20 protein-coding genes and 2 tRNA genes are annotated in these 24,229 nt (G+C 72.5%); 11 read left to right on the top strand and 11 right to left on the bottom strand.

The genetic code is table 11. From position 1 onward, the window contains the following. On the bottom strand, positions 1–109 hold a 109-nt coding region (locus tag ACFWGZ_RS23110; RefSeq protein WP_382453633.1), incomplete at its 3' end, for a VIT1/CCC1 transporter family protein. Positions 110–608: 499 nt separating this feature from the next. Here ACFWGZ_RS23110 and ACFWGZ_RS23105 point away from each other — a divergent pair. Continuing rightward, entirely contained in the window at positions 609–1,625 is a 1,017-nt protein-coding gene (locus tag ACFWGZ_RS23105) for a VanZ family protein (RefSeq protein WP_382453631.1), read from the top strand. 171 nt (positions 1,626–1,796) lie between these two features. After that, positions 1,797–2,447 (top strand): MHYT domain-containing protein, encoded by a 651-nt coding sequence (locus tag ACFWGZ_RS23100; protein WP_382453630.1) that lies wholly within the window; start codon positions 1,797–1,799, stop codon positions 2,445–2,447. 57 nt (positions 2,448–2,504) lie between these two features. Here the strand turns inward: ACFWGZ_RS23100 and ACFWGZ_RS23095 are convergent, their stop codons facing one another. Genes ACFWGZ_RS23095 through ACFWGZ_RS23075 form a run of 5 tightly spaced genes read right to left on the bottom strand, consistent with a single transcriptional unit; the run spans position 2,505 to position 6,465 of the window. Continuing rightward, positions 2,505–2,768 (bottom strand): Smr/MutS family protein, encoded by a 264-nt coding sequence (locus tag ACFWGZ_RS23095; protein WP_382453629.1) that lies wholly within the window; start codon positions 2,766–2,768, stop codon positions 2,505–2,507. After that, entirely contained in the window at positions 2,765–3,997 is a 1,233-nt protein-coding gene (locus ACFWGZ_RS23090; protein ID WP_382453628.1) for a glycosyltransferase 87 family protein, read from the bottom strand. Before ACFWGZ_RS23090 ends, ACFWGZ_RS23095 begins: the two co-directional genes overlap by 4 nt. Before the next feature lie 13 nt (positions 3,998–4,010). After that, a complete protein-coding gene (locus tag ACFWGZ_RS23085) occupies positions 4,011–5,189 on the bottom strand; it encodes a glycosyltransferase 87 family protein (protein ID WP_382453627.1) in 1,179 nt (392 codons plus the stop codon). A 48-nt stretch (positions 5,190–5,237) separates the two neighbouring features. Continuing rightward, positions 5,238–5,906 carry a DUF1345 domain-containing protein gene (locus tag ACFWGZ_RS23080; RefSeq protein WP_382453626.1) on the bottom strand — a complete coding sequence of 223 codons (669 nt, stop codon included), beginning with the start codon at positions 5,904–5,906 and terminating at the stop codon, positions 5,238–5,240. A 40-nt stretch (positions 5,907–5,946) separates the two neighbouring features. Further along, positions 5,947–6,465 carry a YbhB/YbcL family Raf kinase inhibitor-like protein gene (locus ACFWGZ_RS23075; protein WP_382453625.1) on the bottom strand — a complete coding sequence of 173 codons (519 nt, stop codon included), beginning with the start codon at positions 6,463–6,465 and terminating at the stop codon, positions 5,947–5,949. Positions 6,466–6,541: 76 nt separating this feature from the next. On the opposite strand from ACFWGZ_RS23075, the gene ACFWGZ_RS23070 reads away from it, so the two are divergent. The 3 genes from ACFWGZ_RS23070 (at position 6,542) to ACFWGZ_RS23060 (ending at position 9,865) form a co-directional block, all read left to right on the top strand. Then, positions 6,542–7,201 carry a GntR family transcriptional regulator gene (locus ACFWGZ_RS23070; protein ID WP_382453624.1) on the top strand — a complete coding sequence of 220 codons (660 nt, stop codon included), beginning with the start codon at positions 6,542–6,544 and terminating at the stop codon, positions 7,199–7,201. 654 nt (positions 7,202–7,855) lie between these two features. Continuing rightward, complete coding sequence (locus ACFWGZ_RS23065; protein WP_382453623.1) at positions 7,856–9,301, top strand: sigma-70 family RNA polymerase sigma factor; 1,446 nt, start codon at positions 7,856–7,858, stop codon at positions 9,299–9,301. Between the two features lie 90 nt (positions 9,302–9,391). Then, the gene (locus tag ACFWGZ_RS23060) at positions 9,392–9,865 is read left to right on the top strand and encodes a hypothetical protein (protein WP_382453622.1); all 474 of its coding nucleotides are present in this window, start codon (positions 9,392–9,394) and stop codon (positions 9,863–9,865) included. Here ACFWGZ_RS23060 and ACFWGZ_RS23055 read toward each other — a convergent pair. Continuing rightward, on the bottom strand, positions 9,851–12,568 hold the full coding sequence (locus ACFWGZ_RS23055) for a BTAD domain-containing putative transcriptional regulator (RefSeq protein ID WP_382453621.1): 2,718 nt from the start codon (positions 12,566–12,568) through the stop codon (positions 9,851–9,853). The two genes, ACFWGZ_RS23060 and ACFWGZ_RS23055, sit on opposite strands and share 15 nt — an antisense overlap. A gap of 165 nt (positions 12,569–12,733) precedes the next feature. Between ACFWGZ_RS23055 and ACFWGZ_RS23050 the strand changes: the two genes are divergently transcribed. Together ACFWGZ_RS23050 and ACFWGZ_RS23045 are read left to right on the top strand one after the other, a co-directional pair. Next, positions 12,734–13,750, top strand: coding sequence for a LacI family DNA-binding transcriptional regulator (locus ACFWGZ_RS23050; RefSeq protein WP_382453620.1), 1,017 nt, complete (start codon positions 12,734–12,736; stop codon positions 13,748–13,750). Positions 13,751–13,839: 89 nt separating this feature from the next. Continuing rightward, positions 13,840–14,751, top strand: a complete 912-nt coding sequence (locus ACFWGZ_RS23045; RefSeq protein WP_382453619.1) for a hypothetical protein — start codon at positions 13,840–13,842, stop codon at positions 14,749–14,751. Here the strand turns inward: ACFWGZ_RS23045 and ACFWGZ_RS23040 are convergent. Then, a complete protein-coding gene (locus tag ACFWGZ_RS23040) occupies positions 14,748–15,494 on the bottom strand; it encodes a DUF1684 domain-containing protein (RefSeq protein ID WP_382453618.1) in 747 nt (248 codons plus the stop codon). The two genes, ACFWGZ_RS23045 and ACFWGZ_RS23040, sit on opposite strands and share 4 nt — an antisense overlap. Further along, a complete protein-coding gene (locus tag ACFWGZ_RS23035; protein ID WP_382453617.1) occupies positions 15,491–16,465 on the bottom strand; it encodes a DUF5937 family protein in 975 nt (324 codons plus the stop codon). The genes ACFWGZ_RS23040 and ACFWGZ_RS23035 overlap by 4 nt, the downstream gene beginning before the upstream one ends. Before the next feature lie 58 nt (positions 16,466–16,523). Here ACFWGZ_RS23035 and ACFWGZ_RS23030 point away from each other — a divergent pair, with 58 nt between their 5' ends. Continuing rightward, on the top strand, positions 16,524–17,264 hold the full coding sequence (locus tag ACFWGZ_RS23030) for an inositol monophosphatase family protein (RefSeq protein WP_382453632.1): 741 nt from the start codon (positions 16,524–16,526) through the stop codon (positions 17,262–17,264). Here the strand turns inward: ACFWGZ_RS23030 and ACFWGZ_RS23025 are convergent. After that, a tRNA-OTHER gene (locus ACFWGZ_RS23025) sits at positions 17,221–17,292 on the bottom strand. The two genes, ACFWGZ_RS23030 and ACFWGZ_RS23025, sit on opposite strands and share 44 nt — an antisense overlap. Positions 17,293–17,371: 79 nt before the next feature. Continuing rightward, positions 17,372–17,444 (bottom strand) — tRNA-Gln (locus ACFWGZ_RS23020). Between the two features lie 299 nt (positions 17,445–17,743). Between ACFWGZ_RS23020 and ACFWGZ_RS23015 the strand changes: the two genes are divergently transcribed. The 3 genes from ACFWGZ_RS23015 to ACFWGZ_RS23005 all read left to right on the top strand — a co-directional run. After that, positions 17,744–19,315 (top strand): glycoside hydrolase family 13 protein, encoded by a 1,572-nt coding sequence (locus tag ACFWGZ_RS23015; RefSeq protein ID WP_382453616.1) that lies wholly within the window; start codon positions 17,744–17,746, stop codon positions 19,313–19,315. Between the two features lie 73 nt (positions 19,316–19,388). Continuing rightward, positions 19,389–23,330 (top strand): DUF4132 domain-containing protein, encoded by a 3,942-nt coding sequence (locus ACFWGZ_RS23010; protein ID WP_382453615.1) that lies wholly within the window; start codon positions 19,389–19,391, stop codon positions 23,328–23,330. A gap of 92 nt (positions 23,331–23,422) precedes the next feature. After that, positions 23,423–24,229: WGR domain-containing protein (locus tag ACFWGZ_RS23005; RefSeq protein ID WP_382453614.1), on the top strand; the 807-nt coding region annotated here is incomplete at its 3' end.

Here is a 24,229-nt window from a genome sequence, read left to right as displayed (position 1 = left end):
GCTCGCGCCGCTCCACCTCGATCTCGGCCAGTGCCAGCTCCCGCTGGGAGGCGACCGAGGTGTACTCCCCGGCCGCCATCGAGAACGCCCCGGCGGCCAGGCCCGCCATCCACCCGGCGGCGGCCGGGTGGCCCTCGGTGCTCCCGCCGCCGGTCGGCTGCCGTGGAGGTGGCCGGCAGCCTGACTGTGGAGGTGGCCGGCAGCTTGACCGTGCAGATGCCGTGGGCCTGCAACACGTTCATGGCGCTGCGCGGCGGACGTTCGCCTCACAGGGCGTCCACGAGATCGGCGACGGACTCGCCCTCGGCGAGCACCAGCAGCGCCGGCACGACCCGGTGGTCGGAAGGACCGAGCTCCTCGCCACCGGCTCGAAACCAATTCACCCCCGCAAGGACTGTTCCGCGCACTGTCACACGGTCTGTTCGGGCGAATCGCCACCCGCGCGGGCCACCGTTCGGCCGATCTTGCGAAGTCGCGGTTTGTGCGCGAACGGGGATGGGCATAGATGCGCTCAGGCGGGACGAGAGTCGGAGCGGTGAATCATGGTGGCGTCGTACTGGGAAACCGCTCGGACGGGATTCCTGGCATTCGTCGGAATCGGGCTCCTGGTGCTCGTTCCGCTGGTGTTGCTGCACTACTGGCGATTCGGCAGGGTCGAGCCGCGGCGCGCTTTCGTGCTGTACGGCCTGCTGGCCTACGGGCTCGTCGCGCTGGCGCTGATCTTCCTGCCGTTCCCCGCGGACGTGTCGAAGCTCTGCCAGGGCGACCAGATGCTGTCGACGACCCCGTTCCAGTGGGTCACGGACATGCGCAACAACATGGCGGCCTACGGGCGCTCCGGCGTCGGCGCGATGGTGCGGTCGTCGGCGTTCCTGCAGCAGATGTTCAACGTCGCGCTGTTCGTCCCGCTCGGAGTGGTGCTGCGCAAGGCTTACGGCAAGGGCCCATTCGCCGTCGTCGCCATCGGGCTCGGCCTCTCGCTGGCGGTCGAGGTCGTCCAGTACACCGGCAACCTCGGCTTCTACCCGTGCCCGTACCGCATCGCCGACGTGGACGACCTGATCTCCAACACGGCGGGCGCACTGCTCGGCTGGATGATCGCCCCGGTCGCGCTCGTCGTGCCGCGGGTGCCCGACCCCGCCGACTCCGCCGCGCCGTTCGGCACGGTGACGGTGCCGCGCCGGCTGCTCGCGCTCGTGGCCGACGCGATGGTGGTGCTGATCGTCGCGAAGCTCGTGCTGCCACCGGATCCGCGCTGGGCACTCGGTGTGCTCGCGGCGTTGCGCGTTGTGCTGCCCGCCGCGACCGGCGGTATAACGATTGGTGGATGGCTTGTGGGGTACCGGATTCGGGCCGAGGACGGCACGCCGGCGAACCCCGCACGCATCGTGGTCAGGGAACTCCTCGGTGTCACAGGGTTGTTGACCTATGCGACAGTCGTATCACCGCTGATCGACATGGTTCTCGTGGACCTCGTGGTGATCTCCGCGGTGGCATTGTGGACGTTCGTGCTCCCCGTTTTCCGCCGCGATCAACGAGGTTGGCACGAGCGCGTCGCCGGCACGCGGGGTGTCCTGCTGGCCGACTCGAGGTCAAGACTGTCCAAAGAGGCCTTGCATCGATAGTTTCGGAATGTTTCCATCCCGCACATGGACATGGGGATGGACATGGGGACGGCTTCGCCGATCACCGCTTACGTCGTAGCTTGCCTTGGTTCCGTTCTTGGTCTTCTGTCCAGTGAACGCGCACGCAACGCGACCGGTGCGTCACGCAAGTGGTGGCTGGCGGTCGCCGCGGTGTCGATCGGCGGCCTCGGCATCTGGGGCATGCACTTCACCGCGATGCTCGGCACGTGGATGGGCGCGACGGTCGCCTACGACATCCCGATCACCCTGCTGAGCATGGTGGTCGCGATCCTGGTCGTCGGCATCGGCCTGTTCCTGGTGCTGCGCCTCGACAACGAGTCCCACGACCGCTGGTGGCCGCTGCTCGTCGGCGGCCTCGTCACCGGTGTCGGCGTCGCGGCGATGCACTACACCGGCATGGCCGGGATCATCATCGGCGCCGACGTCTCGTACAACTTCATCATCGTCGCGCTGTCCGTCGTGATCGCCGTCGTCGCCGCGACCGCCGCGCTGTGGTTCACGAGGACCGTCCGCGGCCCGCTCGCCGTCCTCGGCGCCGCGCTCGTGATGGGCGTCGCCGTCACGGGCATGCACTACACGGGCATGAGCGCGATGAGCATGACGCACGACGCGGCCGCGCCGATCATCATCGACAACTCGCAGGAGCTGATCACGAGCCTGATCATCGGCGGTGCCGGGTTCAGCGTCGTCATCATCTTCCTGCTCGCCCTCACGACCTCCGACGAGGAGGCGCGCGAGGACGCCGAACTGCTCGACCGCGTGATGCGGCGGACGGAGACCCCCCGGCCCGAGCACCGCTAGGGCCGGGACGAGACCCCCGGGACAGGCCCTCGGGCCTGTCCCCGCGCGCGAGGGGCCCTATCTCAGGTGCACCAGCACCATCCCGTCGTTGCCGGGCGCGACCTCCACCCGGCGGTAGAGCTTCCGCACGTGCGGCTGCCTCAGCATCGCGAGCACGCGGCCGCGCAGCTTGCCGGAGCCCTTGCCGGTGATGATCTCGAGCAGCGCCACCCGCTCCCCCGCCGCGCGGAAGAGCGCCGCGCGCACGGCCCGGTCGATGTCCTGGTCGTTGCGGAAGACGGGGTGCAGGTCGACGGTCAGCTTGTCCGGCACGCCGGTCATCCTGCCCGAGCCGCCCGCGCCACGCGGTCCCGCGACCGCGCCGGGGTGTGCAGCGCGACGGCGACCACCACGAGCGTCAGCACGGCGAACGCCGGGTAGGCCCACCCGAGCGCCGACAGCCAGCCGGGGCGGCTGACCGTCCAGATCGTCGGCTGGCGGTCGAGCTGGAACGCGATCACGTCGAGGAACATCACCGGGCACCACACCGCCGGCAGCACGGCCCGCGCCCACCGCGCGACCCGCCCGTAGGCCAGCCAGATCAGCAACGGGCCGACCCACACCCAGTGGTGGTCCCACGAGATCGGCGACAGCAGCAGGCCGAGGAACTGCACGCTCAGCACGCCGATCACCGCGTCGCCCGCCCGCACCGCCGACCGCAGCGCGACCAGGGCGACCACCACCGACAGCACCGCCGCGACGACCCACGGCCACGACATGCCGACGTCGTGGCCCTCGCTGCGGGACAGGGCGCCGCGCAGCGACTGGTTGTGCGCGGTGGCGATCGGGCCGACCCGGCCGGCGTCGCCGAAGAGCACGAACCAGTACCGCCGCGCCTGCTCGAAGTCCACCAGGAAGCCGGCCCCGGCGGTCACCGCGAACGCGACCGCCGACCACACCGCCGCCGCCCACCGGCGGGTCGCGAGGAAGTACAGGCCCGAGATGGCGGGCACGAGCTTCACCCCGGACGCGAGACCGATCCCGGCGCCCGCCACGGCGTCGTCGCGCGCCACCAGCGCGGCCAGCACGACCGCCGCCAGGACCAGGTTGATCTGCCCGAACTCGAGGGTGTGGAAGACCGGCATCATCCAGAGCAGCGCGGCGGTCCACAACAGCGCCCGCTGCCGCCACCGCCGCGCCTCGGCCGTCCACCGCTGCCCCGCGACGAGCCGCAGCGTCGTGCGCACCAGCCAGTACAGGCACAGCACCGACAGGACCCGGAAGCTCCACTGGGCGGCGCCCCAGAACAGCCACGTCATCGGCAGGAACACCAGCGCGCCGAACGGCGGATAGGTGAACGGGAGCGGGAAGTCCGCCGGCGAGTGCGGCGAGACGACGTCGTAGAGGTCGCCCGAGAGCACGTGCGGGGCCAGCGACCAGTACACCCGCAGGTCCATCGAGTCGTTGCCGAAACCGGTCACCAGCACCCACGTGCGCAGCAGCACCGAGACCGCCAGCAGCCACGGCGCGACGGACAGCAGCAGCCGTTCCAGCTTCCCCAGCACGTGCACCGTGGTCCGCCTTCTAGTTCGTGTGGAGCGGGGCACGGGTGCCGAGCAGCTTCGGGACGAGCGCGAGGGTGAGCAGCGCGAGCGCCGGGTACAGCCAGCCGAGCGCCGCGAGCGGCCACGGTCTCGGGATCTCCCAGATCGACGGCTGCAGGTCGATCAGGACCGTGATCAGGTCGGAGCCGATCGCGACCACCCACACGCCCGCGAGCAGACGACTGCGCCGGTCGTGGATCAGCCACAGCACCAGGGGCAGGACCCACAGCCAGTGGTGGCTCCACGAGATCGGCGAGATCAGCAACCCGAACAGCTGCACGACGACCACGGCCGCAAGGGTGTCCGACGCGCGCACGGCCGCCCGCAACGCCAACGCCGTCAGCACGGCCGACACCGCCACGGCGAGCAGCCACGGCCACGACATCTCCACGTCGTACCCGAGCGAGCGGGACAGCGCGCCGCGCAGTGACTGGTTGATCACCGATCCCACCGGGCCGACCCGGTCGGCCGCGCCGAGCAGCTCGAACCAGTAGCGCCACGAGTCGGCGGCCGAGGCGAGGAAACCGAGCGCGACGGTGAGCGCGAAGCCCGCGACCGACCAGGCCGCCGCGGCGAACCGGCGGGTGGCGAGGAAGTACAGCGCGGAGATCGCGGGCGTGAGCTTCAGCCCGGCACCGAGGCCCACGCCGAGGCCCGCCACCGACTGCCGGGTGGCGACCACCGCGGCGAACACCCCGGCGACGAGCGGCAGGTTGATCTGCCCGAAGTCGAGGGTCTTGCGCACGGGTTCGGCCCACACGAACAGCGCGGTCCACAGCAGGGCGCGCCGCGACCACGTCCCGTCGAACGGCTGCTCCAGCCTCGCCGCGAGCAGCTTCAGCGCCGTGCGCACGAGCCACCACAGGCAGACCAGCGACAGCGCCTGCCAGACGACCTTCGCGGCCACCCACGGCAGCGCCGAGAGCGGGAGGAACACCGCCGCCGCGAACGGCGGGTAGGTGAACGGCAGCGGGAAGTCCGCCGTGAACGGCATGCTGATCGAGTAGAGCTGGTCGGTCAGCAGGTGAGGAGCGAGGCTCCAGTAGACCTTGAGGTCGATCATCTGCCAGTCGGCCGGGTTGCCGAGCCTGAAGGCGTGGACGCCCACCGACAGCACCAGCAGCAGCGGCGCGAACCTCAGCGCCCGCTCCTCGATCACGCGTTCTTCCCCCACGAAGGAGCAACAGCGTGCATCAACCTACAGGGTTCACCCGCTGCTGATGCTCGCCACCAGGTTGATCGTGGTGGCGAGCACACCCGTGCCGAAGAGGTACGACAGCAGCGCGTGCTTCAGGGCCGTGCGCCGCATCTCGCTGCCGGAGAGGCTCGTGTCCGACACCTGGAACGTCATGCCGATGCTGAAGGCGACGTAGGCGAAGTCGCCGTAGTCCGGTGGTTCGGGCTGGTTGAACTCGATGCCGCCGTCGGCGCCGTAGTAGTAGAGGCGTGCGTAGCGCAGGGTGAAGATCGTGTGCACGACCGTCCACGACAGCACCACGGACAACACGCCGAGGCCGACGCGCAGCAGTTCGGACGCGCCCGTGGTGTGCGCGGCGCGGGCCAGCACGAACCCGACGGACACCAGGCTCGCGAGGGCGGCGACGATCAGCAGCACCTCGGCGACCCGGCGCGCGGGATCGTTGCGGACGGCGTGCCGGGCGGTCTCCTCGGCGTCCATCGGCCAGATGACGAACCATGCCCGGACGAGGTAGACGAGGGTCGCGACGTTCCAGCCGACCAGCGGCGCGAACTCCGCCTGGCCGGTGACCGCGACCGCCGTCGCGCAGACGAGCCCCGCGGCGACCGCGGCCAGGACCAGCGTGCGGGTGAGCACGAACCGGTCGGTCGGCGGGCGGGACGGCAGGTCATCCGGCATGACCGGCGAAGCTACCGCAGCCGCCCGCTCCCGGCCGATTCTAGGCGTCGCCGCCCCACGGCACGAGCACCGCGCGGGCCAGCGTGCTGCCCAGGATCGAGAAAGACAGCATGGCGGGCGTCGACTCGGGCCCCACGCCGAGCGGGACGACGGACTCGACGTCCAGCGCGTGCACCGCGAGGACGTACCGGTGCTTCGTCCCGGCGGGCGGCGCGGCTCCGAGGTAGCCCTGCACGCGCGCGTCGTTGGCGACGTGGAAGGCGGGGCCCGGCGGGGTCGCGCCGGACGCGAGCTCCGTGACGCCGGCGGGCACGTCGGCGAGCACCCAGTGCCAGAAACCGGACGGCGTGGGCGCGTCCGGGTCGAACATCGTGACCACGAAGCTCCTGGTCCCGGCGGGGAAGCCGGACCACGACAGCTGCGGTGACACGTCGGCGGCACCCGGCCGGCCGCTCATGGCCGCGTACTGCGCCGGGGGCAGCGGGCTGTCGCCGGCCACGTCCGCGCTGGTCAGCTCGAAGCTCGGGACGGGCGGCAGTGAGGCGAAGGGATCGTGCACAACTCACTCCAACTTTTGATCGTTGCTTGTACTTTTAAAAGTTAGCAGCGTTGTCAACTGTCGTATGATCCGGTCCGTGAACTCCCCGGCCACCCGCAGCGCGAACACCCAGGCGCTCATCCGCTCCGACATCCTCGGCGGACGGCTGCGCCCCGGTGAGCGGTTGAAGTTCCCGCAGCTGTCCGAGCGCTACGGCGTGAGCACGGGCGCCGTCCGCGAGGCCCTGCTGCGCCTGTCGGCGTTGCGCCTGGTCACGTCGGAACCGCACCTCGGTTTCCAGGTGCGGGCGGTGACGCAGGAGGGGCTCGCCCAGGTCTGCGACGCGCGCGCGGAGCTGGAGTCGCTCGCCCTGCGGCGGGCGATCGCCGACGGCGGCCTGGGCTGGCAGTCACAGCTGATCGCCGCGCACCACACGTTCCGGCACACCCCCTACGACCCCGAGAGCCAGGAGTGGCTCGACGCGCACACCGAGCTGCACCACGTGCTGCTCGCCGGGTGCGCGAACCCGCTGCTGCGCGAGGCCGCCGAGGCGCTGCGCGACGAGGCCGAGCTGTACCGCCGCTGGGCCCGGCCCGCCGCGGACGACCCGGAGCTGCCGGACCGGGAGGGCATGGCCGCGGCGCACCAGGCGCTGGTCACGGCCGCGGTGGAGGGCGACGCCGACGCCGCCGAGGCGGGGCTGCGCGAGATGATCGCGTTCACAGCCCGGCTGGAAGTCGTGCTCGAGGACCGCTGATCTCATCCTGGGCGACGCTGGAGGTCGACTCGGTCACGTCGTGGCGGACCGGCTGCGACCTGGCCGGCGGGTCGAGCAGCGGCCCGTGACTGCGCGCGTTCGACCCCGGCACCGGCCGGGGGACGATCTTCTCCGTGACCAGCCGCGGGACGGTGGACGAGGACCTGGTGACGACCGATTCGACCGGGTCGGCGTTCAGCCCCGCCGTGCGGTCGCTGCACGAGAGCGCCGACCGGCTCTGAACAGTGGAGTTGCGGCGGCGCGTCACCCGTTTGCCCGAGCCATCCTCACCCGACTCGCGGCACAACATAGGATACGAAATGAATTCCGTCCACTTCCCCGCCCAGTCCTATTCGGACGGTTGATGACCCGCCCGGCACCCGGGCCGTTCGATTCGCGCGGGAATCTGTCCGAATTCCGGACAGCACTCCCCCGGCAGGCCGAACATGGCTCGCACCAGGGCCATCAGACCCGTGTTCGCCGGGTCCGGACCGCCCGGAACATCTTTTTATTACATCAAGTTCGTATGCGTGGATTGTTCGTGTTGACTACTCTCGATAGGGTCCGCGTATCAGTGCGGGCATGAACGTGAGGCGGCATTCTTTGATCGGGCAGCGTGGTCGACCGCCCTCGGACTCGGATCTGATCGACGCGGTGCGCGACGGTGAGGTCGAGGCCTACGGCAAGCTCTACGAACGCCACGTGCGATCAGCGAACATCCTGGCGATGCAGCTGTCGTCGTCGTCGGCCGACGCCGACGACCTGGTCGCCGACGCGTTCGCCAAGGTCCTCGCCGCGCTGCGGTCGGGCGGAGGGCCGGGAACCGCTTTCCGGCCGTACCTGCTGACGGCGGTTCGGCACGCGGCCTACGACAGGACGCGCAAGGAGAAGCGGCTCGAGCTCGCGGGCGACGTCGAGGAGGTGCCCGGCGCCACCAAGGCGACCAGCGTGCCGTTCCGCGACAAGGCCGTCGAGGACCTCGACCAGGCGCTCGCCGCCAGCGCGTTCGCGACGCTGCCCGAGCGGTGGCAGACGGTGCTGTGGCACACGGCCATCGAGGGCCAGTCCCCCGGTGAGATCGCGCCGCTGCTCGGACTGACGCCCAACGGCGTCTCGGCGATGGCGTTCCGTGCGCGCGAGGGTCTGCGCAAGGCGTTCCTGCAGGCGCACGTCGCCCAGGAACCGGCGGAGAGCTGCCGCTCCACCGTCACCAAGCTCGGGTCGTGGACGCGCGGCGGGCTCAAGGGGCGCGAGGCCGTCCAGCTCGACGCGCACATGGACGAGTGCGCCGAGTGCCGCAAGCTCGCGAGGGAACTGGCCGACGTCAACGGCGCGCTGCGCGGGCTCGTCGCCCCGATCGTGCTGGGCACGGGCACGGCGGGCTACCTCGCCGCCGCCGCGACCGCGACCAAGGGCGCGGCCATCACGCTCAGCGCGTCGAGCTGGCTCGTGGGCATCGCCGCCTCGGCCGCGGCCGTCGTGGTCGTCGCCACGGGCGTGGTCACCTCCAACGACTCGGAGCCCACGCCGCCCGGTGCCGCCGGGACGGTCACGTCGACCACCTCGGTGGGCACCGCCCAGCAACCGGGTCAGCCGGGCACCACGCAGAACGCGAGCGGGGCACCCACCTCGGCCGCCAGCGGGTCGGCGGCGGCACCGGGCGGCACCCAGCCGAACGAGAACGGCGGCACGAACGCGCCGGTCGTGGTGACGACGACGACCACCACGGGGTTCGTCCCCGCGAACAACGCCCAGCTCTCGCACAGCGCGCCCGACAGCATCGCGATGACCACCGAGGGCCCCGCCAACGAGATGAACATCAGCATCACCAACAACGGCGCGGCCCCCACGACGCTGCCGACGCTGACGCTGACGATGCCCGACAAGATCAAGACGGTCGGCCCCGGCAAGGTGAACGCGGGCTTCGTCGGCTGCCCCGCCGGCAAGGGCACGGTGACGTGCGAGGGCGGGCAGACGCTCGCTCCCGGGCAGACGATCACCTACCGGGCGCGGTTGCAGGCGGGCCCGAAGGCGGGCGACGGCGTCATCTCCGGCGTCGCCGGGCCGGTGCAGGTGTCCATCCCCGTCAGCATCACCTAGTGCGGTGACCACAACCCGGCAAGGGTTCGCAGCCACCGCACCAGTCCACTTCGGACAGCGGGAAACGCCTGCACGCCGCACCATGGGCGGGTGCAGGAGCTCACGGCGGCGCTCATCGGGCTGGAGGCGCCCTTCCGCACGCTCGTCGACGACTCCGGGTGGGCGCACGCGAGCGTGGAGGGGCTGGTCCTCGACGCCGGCACGTGGTGGACCGCCGGTCCGGGAACGCGCCTGCAGCCGCAGGTGACGTTCAGCGACGCGTACAGCGAGGCCGCGCGCCACCAGGGCGGTGTGTACGTGGAGGGGTTCGTCTGGCTGGACGGCGCCCCGGTCGCCGCCGCGTGGTGCGGGGCCGGGGGCGAGGTGATCTACGGGCCGCGCGCCGACGCCTACCTCGGGGTGCCGCTGTCGCCCCACTTCTGCCGGCGCGTCCAGCAGCGCAACGGCACGGCCGCGGTGCTGATGAGCAAGCACCCCGGGCTGCTGCCGGTGCTGCGGGACGGGGTGCCGCGCGGCGCCGTGCTCCCCGGCGGCAGGCCCGGTCCGCGGTCACCCGGCTCCTAGCGCGGCGAAGCGCGTGTCGGCCTCCCGCTGGTGCCGGGCCGCCTCGGCCGGGTCGGCGACGGCGCGGGCGAGGTGCTTGTGCGCGTTCGCGGCCTCGCGGGGGTCGTCGATGCGCTCGGCCAGTTCCAGGGCTTCGCGCAACGGCGCCACGGCGTCCTCGGGGCGCCCGGCCGCGATCAGCACGTCGCCGAGGTAGTTCAGCACCACCGTTTCGGTGGTGACGTCCCCGATCGCGCGCACGGCGGCCAGCGCCGACTCCAGCGCCTGCAGCGCCTCGGTGTGCCGGCCCATCGCGTGCAGGATCATGCCCAGCGCGCTCTGCGTGTCCGCCTCGTCGCGGCGGCTGCCCAGCTCGCGCATCAGCGCCAGCGCCGACGTGCACGCCCGCAACGCCTCGTCGTAGCGGCCGGCCGCGCTGTAGATGTTGCTGACGTTGCTCATCGCCTGCGACTCGAGGTGCCGGTCGCCGAGCTCGCGGGCCACCGTGATCGCCTGCTCGAGCAGCTCGGCGGCCTCGGCGTTGCGGCCGATGCTGCGGTAGACCAGCGACAGGTTGTTCAGCGTTCCCGCCACCCCCTGCAGGTCGCCCAGCTCGCGGAGCATCTCGATCGCGCGTTCGTTGTGGTGGATCGCCTTGGGGTACTGCGCGGTCTGCCAGAACACCATCGCGTAGTTCTTCGTGGTGATCGCGAGCGCCGCCGGGTCGTCCTCCGCCGCCTGCAGCCCCAGCTCGTTGATCGTGGCCCAGTCCCGCGTGTGCCCGCGCACCATGCAGAAGTACGTCATGGCGCGCGCGAGCTGCCATGTGTGCGTGCGCCACCCACCGTCCAGTGACAACGCCACGGCGGCGACGAGCGTCTGCCGTTCGGTTTCCAGCCACTCCACCGCGTGGTCGTAGTCGCGCAGCACGAGGCGCGACGCCGGGCGGTAGGTGATGTCGACCTCGTAGCGGCGCGCGGCGGGCGACATCAGCCGCGTCGCCTGGTTCGCGGTGTCGAGGAAGTGGTCGAGCAGCCGGGTCAGCGGCTCGCGCGGCGAGTCCACCTGCGACTGCGCGTACTGCCGCAGCAGGTCGTGCATCCGGTAGCGGCCGAGGGTGGTGGCCTCCAGCAGGTGCACGTCGACGAGGTCCTCGAGCATCCCGTCGCACTCCAGCAGGTCGAGCTCGCCGAGCGCGGCCGCCTGGTCGACGTCGAAGTCCGTGCCGTGGTGCAGTCCCAGCAGGCCGAAGAGCCGCTGGTGCCCGCCGGGCAGCTGACCGAACGACAGCGCGAACACCGCGTCCAGTTCGGATAATCGTCCCTCGCGCAACCGCGTCGCGAGGTGGGCGGTGGTCCACGTCGGACGGCTGCGCAACCGGCCGGCCGCCAGGCGCACGGCCAGCGGCAGCCGGCCGCACAGCTCCACGACCTCGCGGGCCGCGTCGTCGGTTCCCCGGTCGTCGCCGACGATCGTGGCGAACAGCTGCAACGCCTCCGCCTCGGACAGCACGTCCAGCGTGAGCGTCGACGTGCCCTCCAGCTCGACCAGCCGCGCGCGGGAGGTGACCAGCACCAGCGAGCCCGGCACGCCCGGCAGCAGCGGCCGCACCTGGTCGGCGCTCGCCGCGTTGTCGAGCACGACGAGCAGCCGCCGGCGCGAGAGCTCCCCACGCCACATGGCAGCGCGTTCGTCCTGGCTGACGGGGATGTCCTCCATGCCGAGCGCGCGCAACAACACGTCGAGCGCGTCTGTCGGCTCGACGGGCGCACGTCCTGCCGTGTGTGCGTGCAGGTCGATGAACAGCTGGCCGTCCGGGTACTCCAGCCGGTGCGCGAGGTGCACGGCCAGCGTCGTCTTGCCGACGCCGGGCATGCCGTCGATCGCGGAGATCACGACCGCCGACTTCCCGGTGACGGCCCTGGTCAGCCGCTCGATCTCGGCGGCACGGCCGGTGAAGTCCGCGACGTCGCGCGGCAGCGTGTTGAGCGCCGGGCGCGGCTCGTCGCCGCGCAGCAGCCGTTCGTGCAGCTCCCGCAGCTCGGAACCGGGATCGGTGCCCAGTTCCTCGGCCAGCAGGACCCGCACGTCCTCGAACGCCTGCAACGCCTCCGCCGGGCGGTTCGCGCGGTGCAGCGCGTGCATGAGCTGCAGCCACAGCTGTTCGCGCAACGGGAACTGCTTCGTCAACCGGCGCAGCTCGGCGATCAGCCGTTCGCCCTGGCCCAGCTCGATCGCGAGGCGCGCGTGCTGCTCGGCGACGGTGAGCCGCCTTTCCTGCAGCCGCGTCAGCTCGGCGACCAGCCGCGCCCCGACCGCGAGGCCGTCGAGCGCCGGGCCGCGCCACAGGGCAAGCGCTTCCCCGTACCGGGCGACCGCCGCGCGGTGGTCGCCCTGCCGGAGCGCGTCGTCCCCGGCCGCGCACAGGCGGTCGAAGACGCCCACGTCGATGTCGTCGGGCGGCGTCACGAGCCGGTAGCCGCCGGGCACCGTCACGAGGTCGTCCTGCACGAGCTTGCGCAGGGCCGCCACGTAGGTGCGGATGTTGGACTCCGGTGCCGCGGGTGGGGATTCCCACACCGCCTCACTGAGGTGTTCGAAGCTGACCGTCTCGTTGGCGTGCAGTGCCAACGCTGCCAGCAGTGCTCTTTGCCTGGGTCCGCCCAGCCGCAGTTCCACGCCCCCGCGCCAGATCTGCAGCGGCCCGAGAAGCCGATACCGCAACTGACCTCCTCGGGGACGCATGGTGCCAGAACTCGGGGCGGCTGTGCGCGATTTGTGCGGACGATCTTCGAAACTTGTGCGACACCGCCGTGAAGAGGGAGAACCGAGATGAACCGCCGCCGTGTTGGCCGGTCGTGGACGGGCCAGGCAGCTTAGGATGACCGCATGACCGAGACGGCGAAACGACGTCCCGGCCCGCGGATCGAGGAAGTCGCGCGGGTCGCGGGAGTGTCCAAGTCGACCGTCTCGCGCGTGATCAACGACGAGCAGTACGTCAGCGCCAAGTCCCGCGAGGCCGTGCACGCGGCGATCGCCCAGCTGGGCTACTCGCCCAACCAGGCCGCGCGGGCGCTGGCCGGCAACCGCGCCAACGCGATCGCCCTCGTGGTCTCCGAGCCGACCGGCCGCGTGCTCAACGACCCGTTCTTCGCGGGCGTCCTGCGCGGGGTCCACTCGGAACTGGCCGGGCGCCACGTGCAGCTGCTGCTCATGATGAGCCAGCCCTCCGACACCGAGGACCTGGTGTCCTACCTGAGCAGCGGCCACGTCGACGGCGCGCTGCTGGTGAGCCTGCACGGCGAGGACCCGCTGGTGCCCATGCTGGCCGAGATCGGCCTGCCCGTGGTGTCCGGCGGCCGTCCGCTGGGCAAGACCGTGCCGTTCGTCGACGCCGACAACTTCAGCGGCGCGCTCGAGGCCGCGCGCCACCTGCTCTCGTTGGGGCGCAAGCGCATCGCCACCGTCGCCGGCCCGAAGGACATGGCCGTCGGCGCGGACCGGCTGAGCGGGTTCCGGCGCGGCCTGAGCGAGGGCAAGGTCGCCACGGACCTGGTGGCACACGGCGACTTCACCCCCGAGAGCGGCGCGCGGGCGATGGAACGCCTGCTGCGCAAGGCACCCGACATCGACGCGGTGTTCGTCGCCGCGGACATCATGGCGCTGGGCGCGCTCCAGGTCCTGCACGCGCAGGGCAAGCGCATTCCCGAGGACGTCGCCGTGGTCGGCTTCGACGACTCGGTGTTCGCCGCGACCGCCACCCCGCCGCTCACGACGATCCGCCAGGACGTCGAGGAGCTCGGCCGCACCATGACGTGGCGGCTGCTCGCGGAGCTCGCGGGCGAGGCGGGACTGCCGCCGTCGCTGCTGCTGCCCACGTCGCTGGTCAAGCGCTCCAGCGCCTGACCGGCCGGGTGCACCGGCGTCCTCTGTAACGCCTCGCGCGAGCCCTCGATTGAACTGGCCGTAGCCGTTCACCCGAGGGAGTTGCGACAGTGATCGAGAACTCGGCCGCCGGTCTGGTGATGGTGCCCGGCGAGGTGCCGGTGACCGTCACCGGCGAGGAGCACCACCAGCTGACGCTCGCCCGCTACGCCGTGCCGGACGGTGTGACGCGGCAGGTCGCCGTGCACCTGACGTGGTGCGCGATCTCGGGCGGGGAGTACCGGGGTTGCCGGGGCATCGAGGTGCGGCTCGACGGCCAGCGGGTCGGCGAGCTGACTTTCCCGATGTCGCAACGGTATGCGTCGCTGCTCATGCAGGTGGAGTCCGGTGGCGGGTGGACCGGCTGCACGGCGCTGGTGCAGCGCGGGGCCACCGGGGTGCTGCGGGTCGTGCTGCGGCTGCCCCGCGAGGTCCCCCGCGGCGCGGTGGTGCCGGTGTCGGGCACCCCGTCGTGGGTGGCACCCGTGGCGATCGGCGCGGCGAGCGTGTTCGCGTTCCTCATTGCGGTCGCGCTCGTCGGCGCGGTGGCTGGCGCAGGTGCGCCCGAGGTGGACACGGCGGCGGCGCTCACGTCCACGGCCGCGCCCACCACCACTACGACGGTCGCGGTGCCGACGAGCACCACGACGTCGACGACCACGACCACCACCACAACGACCACCACGACGACGACCGTTGCGCCACCGGTGGTTCCGCCGGTGGTTCCGCAACCCCAGCCCCAACCCGAGCCGAAGCCGCAGCCCGTCCCGCAGCCGAGTCCGCAACCCCAGCCCGAGCCCCGGCCCGCGCAGCAGCCGGGCTGCCACGCGAGCTACAGCCCGTGCGTGCCGATCGCGTCGGACGTGGACTGCGAGGGCGGCAGTGGCAACGGCCCCGCGTACGTGGCGGGCCCGGTCCGCGTGATCGGTCCGGACGTCTACGACCTGGACAGGGACGGGGACGGCGAGGGGTGCGAGGACTAGCTCCGCTCGTGCGGGATCTTCTCCCCCGCCTCGACGCCGAACGGCAGGTGGTTGCCCGCGGGCGGCAGCGGGCAGGTGGCGAAGTCGGTGAAGGCGCACGGCAGGTTCGTCGCCCGGTTGAAGTCGAGCACGACCCTGCCGCCGACCGGCGCCGCGGCCAGTGAGCGGTTGGCCGCGTAGGTGGTGACGCCGCTGGTCTCGTCGGTGAAGAGGATGTTGAGGTCGCCGTTGCGCCCGTTGAACGCCGTCAGCGTGTGTTCGGAGCCGTTGTGGGTGAACCGCACACGGCCCGGTGCCTCGTACACGTGGCTGAGACCTTCGACGACCGCACCGACGGTCGTGGGCACGGGCACGTCGAACGGTTCGTAGACGCCTTCCAGCACCCACTTCTCTTCCGGCTCGTACGAAGGCACGCCGCGGAAGTTCGCGAGGACGTCGGCCTTCGGGTCGTGCACGCGGATCAGGTAGCCGCCGCGGCGGGCGATCTCGATCTCGACGTCACCGGCCGCCACGCGCGTGCCGGGGCCGCTCTGCACGAGCTCGAACCGCTGCGGTTCCTTCCCGTCTTCCTGCCAGTACGCCGCGTCGTCGTCTTGCCACCACACGCCCGGAAGTCCGTCGTAGGAACGTGGGGTCGTCTCCAGCCAGTCGAGCGACACGAGCGCCAACCACCCGTACGGGTCCGCCAGCGCGTTCTCCCGGTCCGTCTTCCAGGTCTGCCAGTCCTCCGCGAATCCGCTCATGCCCATGCCAACGACTGGCCCGGCGCGCCGCTTCCCGGTTCCACTGCGTGGGACACGAGGGCGTCGCCGAGCTCGGACCGCGCGTACACGACGCTGCGCCCGTGCCGTTGCGAGGCCAGCAGACCGGCCGCGCGCAACGCCCGGAGGTGCTGGTTCACCGCCGACGTAGTCACCCCGGCCAGCCGCGCGATGTCGGTGGACGACCGCGGTTCGCGCAGGCCAGCCAGGAGGTCCGCCCGTACCTGGCCGAGCACACCCGCGAGCGCGGCGGGCCCGCGGTCGCGCCCGGTCTCCCACAGCGTGCCCGCGCCGCGGGCCGCGTAGATGAGCAACGGCGGCGCGTCCCGGTCGACGGGCACCGCCGTGTGCCTGGTGAAGACGCTCGGCACCATCGTGAGCCCGTGCCCGCCCGCTTCCCGGCGCCACGGCTCGACGCCCGCGATCCGCACCCGCACGACCGGGCTCGCGAAGGAGATCCGGCCGGAGATGCCGGACAACATCGCGCCCAGCCCGTGCTGGGCCGTCTCGCGGCCGCGGTGGGCGATGTCGGCCTCGAGCACCGCGCGCATCCGGCCCCAGTGCGGGGCCAGCGCGGCGTCCCAGTACGTCCGCAGCGCTTCGAGCACGCGGCCGCGGTCGCGCAGGACGGCGGGCACGTCGCCGAGCACCGCGCGGAGGTCGCGCCGCATCGTGCGCGTGGAGGTCGTCGCGAGCGCGGCGAACTCGTCGGCGATCCGCGTGAACGGCGTGCGCGGGCGGGGGCTGAGGAAGTCCGGCGTCCAGCCGCGGTCGTCGGACAGGGCGAGCAGGACCTCGGTGTCGACACCGCGCACCCGGCGCACCCACGGCAGGTGCAGCGGGTACTTCGCCGGGTCCTTCAGCACCCGCAGGCTGAGCGTGAGCTCGCTCAACGGGGACACGGCGAAGCGCACGTCCGCCAGATCGCTCTCGCCGAGCACGAACTCGATCATGTAGCACAACGCTACACCAGTTCCGGGTGCGCGGTGCCGGCCGACAAGCTCACCGGCCATGTGGACGGACATGTGCCTCGCGCTGCGGATCGCCCGCGAGGCGGCGAAGACGGCGGAGCTCGCGTTCGGCGTGGGCGGCCGGGACGTGCGCTACAAGGCCGACGGCAGCGAGGTGACACCGGCCGACGTTGCCGTGGAAGAACTGGTCCGGCGACGGCTGGCGGAGGCCGTGCCCGACGACGGCGTGCACGGCGAGGAGCTCCCCGAGCGGCGGGGAACCTCCGGCAGGCGGTGGCTGGTCGACCCGATCAGCGGCACGGCCGACTTCGTGCGCGGCCGGCCGACCTACTCGGTGGACCTGGCGCTGGAAGGGGCGCTGGCGGTCTCGGTGCTGCCGTCGCTGGGGATCACGATGGCGGCGGGCCGGGGCATCGGGTGCCGCGTCCTCCGCGGCGGTCACGAGGAAGTCGCCCGCGTGTCCACTCGGGACTCACCGGATCGAGCGCGGATCTGCCTGCACGGCAGGGACAAGCCCGTGCTGCCGCGAGGACTGGTGGTGGACAACTCGCTGTCGGTGCTGCGGCTGATCACCGGGGCGGTGGACGTGGTCGTCGCCGCGGGCGCGGATCTCGACGAGTTCGACCTGGCGTGCCTGCCGGTGCTCGTGGAGGAGGCGGGCGGCAGGGTCACCGTGGTCGGGGACGACGTCGTGCTCGCGTCGAACTCGTCGCTGCACGACGCCTTCCTCGACCTGCTGGTCGCGCGTCCTGGTGTCGAACCAGGCACCCCGGGCTCATGAGGCCTGGGTGATCACCGGATCACGCGCGTGGGGTGACCGACCGGACTCGCACCGGCTTCGACCAGGACCACGACCTGGCGCCTCGACTGCTTCGGCTTCGGTCACAGCTGCCCGTCGAGGACTCGAACCTCGATCTCCGCGACCAGAGCGCGGCGTCCGTGCCGGTTGGACCAACGGGCAATGAAAAAGCCGCCTCGTCGCACGGGCGACGGGACGGCTCCCCGGATCATGAGGTCAGCTCATGCCGAGGAGCACCAGGCGTGCTGGTGGCGCATGTCCTGCTGCATCACGGCTGGCTCCTCTCCGGTCGGTCGAGACCCACTCTGACGGAGGACGACGCGCGTCCGCAACGCATTATCCGGCGTTGCAAAAGTTTGCAGAAACGCACCGGTGAGATGATCAAAACCCAAGCCGACTTGCGGAAAACTTTTGCAACGTCTTTCCTGGACCGCTGACACACCCCATCGGAAGGCAAGGACATGTCCCAGGACTGGTGGCGACACGCCGTCATCTACCAGGTCTACGTGCGCAGCTTCGCCGACTCCGACGGCGACGGCGTCGGCGACCTGCCCGGCATCCGCTCGCGCTTGGCCCACCTGCGCGACCTGGGCGTCGACGCGGTCTGGATCACGCCGTTCTACGCCTCGCCGATGGCCGACGGCGGCTACGACGTGGCCGACTACCGAGCGGTCGACCCGCAGTTCGGCGACCTCGGCGACGTGCGCGCGCTGGTCGACGACGCGCACGCGCTCGGCATCCGGGTGATCGTCGACATCGTGCCCAACCACAGCTCCGACCGGCACGCGTGGTTCCAGGAAGCCCTCGCCGGGCGCGGGCGCGAGCGCTACGTCTTCCGCGAGGGCGTCGGCGACCGGCCGCCGAACGACTGGGAGTCCGTCTTCGGCGGGCCGGCGTGGACGCGGGTCGCCGACGGGTCCTGGTACCTGCACCTGTTCGCCCCCGAACAGCCGGACCTGAACTGGGAACTGCCCGAGGTGCGGGAGGAGTTCCGCGACGTCCTGCGGTTCTGGCTCGACCTCGGCGTCGACGGGTTCCGGGTGGACGTGGCGCACGGCATGGTCAAGGCACCGGGGCTGCCCGACATCGGCCACGCCGACCAGCTCACGCTGCTGGGCACCGCGCCGCTGCCGTTCTTCGACCAGGACGGCGTGCACGAGATCCACCGCGACTGGCGCGCCGTCGTCGACTCCTACCCCGGCGAGCGCGTGCTGGTGGCCGAGGCGTGGACGCCGTCCGCCGAGCGCACCGCGCTGTACCTGCGCCCCGACGAGATGCACCAGGCGTTCAACTTCCACTACCTGACGGCGCCGTGGGACCGCGACGCGTTGCGCTCGGTCATCGACTCGTCGCTCGCCGCCGTCGCACCGGTGGGCGCGCCGACCACGTGGGTGCTGTCGAACCACGACGTGCAACGGCACGTGACGCGCTACGGCGGCGGCGAGAAGGGTGTGCGCCGTGCGCGCGCCGCACTGGCGTTGATGCTGGCGCTGCCGGGCTCGGTCTACCTGTACCAGGGCGAGGAACTGGGCCTGCCCGAGGTGCTGGACCTGCCGGACGAGGTGCTGCAGGACCCGATGTGGGAGCGGTCGGGCCACACCGAACGCGGCCGCGACGGCTGCCGGGTGCCGCTGCCGTGGACGACCGCGGGCCCGTCGCTCGGCTTCGGCACCGGCGGCTCCTGGCTGCCGCAGCCACCGGAGTGGGCGAAGCTCAGCGTGGAGGCCCAGGCGGGCGATCAGGATTCGATGCTGTCGTTCTACCGCACCGCTTTGCGCGCGCGCCGCGAGAACCCCGCGACCGGCGTGACCGTCACCTGGGTCGACGGCCCCGAGGGCGTCCTGTGGTTCGAACGCGACGGCGTCGCCTGCGCCTTGAACCTCTCCGGCGCGGTCGTCGAACTGCCGGACCCCGGCCCGGTGCTGCTCGCCTCGTCCTACTACGGCGTGCGCGACGGCCAGGTGCTCCTCCCACCGGACACCGCACTGTGGTGGAGGACCGCGGCGGAGGCCGTGACCAGCGACTTCGCCTGATCAACAGAAAGTGTCAGACCCCCTGGGTACGGTCCGTGGACATCGGCTCGGATCGGACTCAGGGGGTTTCGCGGTGCGCAGGTGGGAACTCGTCGCCGACGGCTCGGCCAAGTTCTGGGAGGTGGACCGCGACGGCGTCGCGGTGACCGTCCGGTTCGGACGGCTGGGCACGGCCGGGCAGACGAAGACCAAGGAGCTGGCCTCCGAGGAGGCGGCGCGGTCGCACGTCGCGAAGCTGGTGGCGGAGAAGGAGAAGAAGGGCTACCGGCCCGCCGGTGCCGAGGTGGCCGCGCACGCTGTTTCCTCCGCCGCCTCGCCCCAGCAGCCCACCGAGGTGGTCGCGCAGGCGGTCTCCTCCGCCACCGCGACTCAGCCGGCCACCGAGATGGCCGGTCACTCCGCCGCCACCCCGGTCGAGCGGCCCGACGAGGCGCCCGCACAGGCCGACTCCCCCGTCGTCGCCTCGACCCAGCAGCCCGCCGACGTACCGACAGAGGCCGTTCCCTCCACCACCGCCTCGGCCCAGCCGCCCACCGAGGTGGCCGCGCACACCCTTTCCCCCGCCGCCCCGGCCCAGGCACGCGCCGAGGCGCCAACAGAGGCCGCCCCGCCTGCCACCACCCCCGCCCAGCCACCCACCGAGGTGGTCACGCACACCCTCTCCCCCGCAGCCCCAGCCCCGGCACCGGCAGAGGCCGCCCCGCCCACCACCACCCCGGCCCACCCACCCACCGAAGCGCCCACGCAGGCCGACTCCACCCCAGCCCACCCACCCCTCACCTCCCCTCCCGCGCCGGCACCCCCAGCCGCCCTCTCCCCCCAGCAGGAGGACACCTGGGTCCTACCCGAGGAGTGGCTGTCCAAGGCGATGCGCCGCCGCGACGCCCACCCCCTCCCCGACTTCGCGGTCGACCCCACCCGGGCCCAGCACGTCCGCGACCAGATCGCGCGGCACGGCGAGAAGATCGCGGAGGTCCTCGAGCACCCGGCGTCGCAGGACACCCTGGTCCACGCCCTGCGCACCCACCTCGCCGGCACGCCCGACCCGGTGGGCGCCGCCGCCCTCGCCAAGGTGGCCGCCCCGGACGACTCGCCCGTGCACTGGTGGATCGAGGACTTCGGCCTGCCGTTCGCCGCGGCCGCCGCCGTGCACCACCCGTCGGTGCACGTCCACCACTACCGCGACGGCCGCACCGGCGAGTGGTCCGGCCACTCCCTGCGCTGGGGGCCGCCGCGCCACTACGGCGACGACGTCGCCAGCGCCCGCGCGCTCGTCGAGGTGCGGACCGCGCTGGCCGTGGCCGACCAGGAGACCTACGATGCGGTGGCCGGGGCGGTGGAGCCGTTCACCGGCGACGCGTTCAGCCTGGCCGCGCGGGCGTTCCTGGTGCCGACGCGGCACGACTGGTTCGAGGAGGCCAACGCCGCCGAGTGGGCCCCGTTCTGGATGGTGCTGTGCTCGGCGAGCACGCTCGACCACCTCGACGGCCTGCGCGTCGGCCACGTCATCTGGTCGCCCGTCGGTCTGGCCACGGCGCTGCACGTGCACGGGCCCGCGCTCACCCGGCGGCTGGACGCGGACCTGCGCGCCAAGGTCGACTGGGACGGGGACAGCCGCAAGCGCGGCCTGCACGCGCTGGCGGTGCTGCCGACCGACGAGGCGTTCCTGTTGCTGCTCAACCGGATTCGCGAGCGGTACGTGCGGCCGGCGTTGGCGGCCGCGATGGCGGCGTACCCGGCGCGGGCGGCCCGGCTGCTCGCGGCCCGGGCCGGCGACGACGCGGAAGCCCGCGCCCTGCTGCGCGTGCACCTGCTGGCGCACCCCGGCCTGCCCCTGCCGCAGGGCGTGACCCCGCCCGAGACGGTGCCGGACGCGCCTGTCGACGCGGTGCCGCGGGTGCTCGCCGTGCCGCCGTGGGAGCACCGCCGCCCGCAGCCCAAACCCGTGGTGGTGAAGGACGTCCCGGTTCCCGCCGGCCACATCGCGTGGTTGCCGGGCGAGCACGAGGAGTGGCTGCAGCTCTCGAGCCGGCGGTACGTGGTCGCCCGCGACTGGCCCGCGCTGGTGGCCCGCGGCCGCGCCCGGCACGACTACGACCACCTGCTCTTCGACATGGGCCCGGAGGAGCTCGCCCGGCCACTGCTCGCGGACTGGGTGCCCGGCGACAGCTGGGGCTGCGAGGACTGGGGCCGGCACGTCGCCGCGCGGTTCGGGCTGGAGGCGAACGCCCCGATGGCCCGCCTGGCCGCGGCCCACCCGCAGACGGCCGGTGCCGTCCTGCTGCCGTACGCCACCGCCGAGGCCGCCGCGGTCGTGGCGGACTGGCTGGTGCGCCTCAAGACCGTCCGCGCGGTCGCCGTGTCGTGGCTGTCCCGGCACCGCGAGGCCGCCGCCCGCCTGCTGCTGCCGGCCGCGCTCGGCCCGGCGGGTCCGGCGCGGCGCAACGCCGAGGCGGCCCTGCGCCACCTCCACCTGCACATCGGTGTCGACGTCGTCGCCGTCGCCGCCGGGATCTCCGCGGCGGTGGAAGCGGGCGCGCGCACGCTGATCGACGTCGACTCGCTCGACGTCCTGCCCGCCAAGCTGCCCCCGGTCGACTGGGCCGACCCGCGGCTGCTCCCCCAGGTGCTGCTGGCCGACGGCTCGGGCGCGCTGTCCGCCGCGGCGGCGCGGAACCTGCTCACGACCGCCGCACTGTCCAAACCGGACGCCACCTACCCCGGTCTGCCGCTCGCGGTGGAGGGCCTCGACCGCGCGTCGCTGGCCGAGTTCGGCTGGGCCGTCTTCTGCCGCTGGCAGGACCTCGAGGCGCCGGCGAAGGACGGCTGGGCGCTCACCGCGCTCGGCTGGTTCGGCGACGACGAGACGGTGCGCCGCCTCGCGCCGCTGATCCGCGCCTGGCCGGGCGAGAGCCAGCACGCGCGCGCCGTGACGGGCCTCGACGTGCTCGCGCAGATCGGCAGCGAGGCGGCGCTGACCGCCCTGAACGGCATAGCGGAACGGGTCAAGTTCAAGGGGCTCAAGACCAGGGCGCAGGAGAAGGTCGCCGGCATCGCCGCCACCCTGGGCCTGAGCCGCGACCAGCTCTCCGACCGCCTCGTCCCCCGCCTGGGCCTCGACGACGCCGCCACCCTGGTCGTCGACTACGGCCCGCGGCAGTTCACCGTCGGCTTCGACGAACAGCTCAAGCCCTACGTCCTCGACCCGGACGGCAAGCGCCGCAAGGACCTCCCCAAGCCCGGCGCCAAGGACGACCAGGACCTGGCGCCGGCGGAGCACAAGCGGTTCACGGCGCTCAAGAAGGACGTCCGCGGACTCGCCACCGCGCAGGTCCACCGCCTGGAACGGGCGATGGTCGAGCAGCGCGGCTGGACCGCCGAGGAGTTCCACACCGTCCTGGCCGGGCACCCGCTGCTGTGGCACCTGGTGCGCCGCCTGGTCTGGGTCACCGACGACGGCCTGTCGTTCCGGGCGGCCGAGGACCGCACCCTCGCCGACGCGAACGACGACGAGGTCACCCTCCCCGCGGACGCGACCGTCCGCCTGGCGCACCCGGTGGCGCTGGCCGGCGCGCTGGAGGCGTGGGGCGAGGTGTTCGCCGACTACGAGATCCTGCAGCCCTTCCCGCAGCTCGGCCGCCCGGTGCACGCCTTCGCGCCCGGCGAGGACCTGGTGCCGCAGCTGCAGAAGTACGTCGGCCGCGACATGCCGGTCGGCAAGCTCCTCGGCCTGACCACACGCGGCTGGGAACGCTGCCAGCCCCAGGACAACGGCACCGAGCCCTGGATGACCCGCCCGCTCCCGGCCGGTGGTGCGCTGGTGGCCTGCGTGGACCCCGGCATCACCGTGGGCGTGGTCGACATGTTCCCCGAGATGAAGTTCACCTCCCTGTGGTTCTCGCCCACCGGCGAGGGCGCCTGGTTCCCCCCGCGCAGCGGCAGCCCGGACACCTTCGAGGTCGACCCCGTCACCGCCTCCGAACTCCTCGCGGAACTGGAGTCGCTGCACGCGTAACGCGGGAACGCCCGGCTGACGAAACACGTCAGACCGGTACCGGCAGGAAAGTCCACGGAAGACAGTCACGGCTCGAACGCGAGGAGTAGTCAGTGCGCAGGTGGGAGCTCGTCTCCGGCAGCTCGGCCAAGTTCTGGGAGATCGGCAGGACCGGCACCGAGGTCACCGTCCGCTTCGGACGGCTCGACACCAACGGCCAGACCCAGACCAAGGACCTCGCGTCCACCGAGGCGGCCGAGGCGCACGTGGCGAAACTCGTGGCGGACAAGGAGAAGAAGGGCTACCGCGCGGTGACGGGTGCGTCGGCCCCCTCCGCGGACTCCACCGCAACGAGCTCCACGGCCACGACCCCCTCCGCTACGACCTCCGCTGCCACGAACTCCGCCGGCACGAACTCCGCCGGCACGAACTCCGCTGCCACGAGCTCCACGGCCACGGCAGGAGTCCCGGCGCCCGCCACGACCCCCTCCGCGGCGGACTCCCCGGTCGAGCCGGCGACGGCCACCGAGCCCGCAGCCGCCACCCCGGTCACCACCGAACCGGCTACCGCACCCCGGCAGCCCGCCTCAGGCGCCAAGCCGCTGCCCGCCGACGAGGACACCTGGACCATTCCCCGGTCCTGGCTGCGCGACGCCGTCCGCCAGCGCGGCGTCGACCCGGCCCCCGAGTTCGCCGTCGACGCCGAACTGGCCGAGGAGGCCCGGCGCCGGGTCGGCAAGCAGGCCGGCACGACCATCGAGCGGATCCTGTCCGAGCCCGCCTCCGACCCCGACCTGGTGCGGGCCGCGCGCGAGCACCTGGCCGGGCGGCCCGACCCGGTCTGGGCGGCGGCGGTCGCGGCCATCTTCGCGATCGGCGAGCAGTCCGTGCACGCCTGGATCGCCGACCACGGCGTGGTG

The organism is Lentzea sp. NPDC060358 (assembly GCF_042725365.1).
Classification (GTDB): Bacteria; Actinomycetota; Actinomycetes; order Mycobacteriales; family Pseudonocardiaceae; genus Lentzea.
Note: the sequence above shows the minus strand (reverse complement) of the source record. Positions and strands in the feature narration are given on the sequence as shown.

Bases quoted from the DNA above. Each gene is read 5' to 3' on its own strand.
- ACFWGZ_RS23095 (WP_382453629.1), bottom strand. From the start codon at position 2,768: ATGACCGGCGTGCCGGACAAGCTGACCGTCGACCTGCACCCCGTCTTC.
- ACFWGZ_RS23080 (WP_382453626.1), bottom strand. From the start codon at position 5,906: ATGCCGGATGACCTGCCGTCCCGCCCGCCGACCGACCGGTTCGTGCTC.
- ACFWGZ_RS23050 (WP_382453620.1), top strand. From the start codon at position 12,734: ATGACCGAGACGGCGAAACGACGTCCCGGCCCGCGGATCGAGGAAGTC.
- ACFWGZ_RS23040 (WP_382453618.1), bottom strand. From the start codon at position 15,494: ATGAGCGGATTCGCGGAGGACTGGCAGACCTGGAAGACGGACCGGGAG.
- ACFWGZ_RS23035 (WP_382453617.1), bottom strand. From the start codon at position 16,465: ATGATCGAGTTCGTGCTCGGCGAGAGCGATCTGGCGGACGTGCGCTTC.
- ACFWGZ_RS23030 (WP_382453632.1), top strand. From the start codon at position 16,524: ATGTGGACGGACATGTGCCTCGCGCTGCGGATCGCCCGCGAGGCGGCG.
- ACFWGZ_RS23015 (WP_382453616.1), top strand. From the start codon at position 17,744: ATGTCCCAGGACTGGTGGCGACACGCCGTCATCTACCAGGTCTACGTG.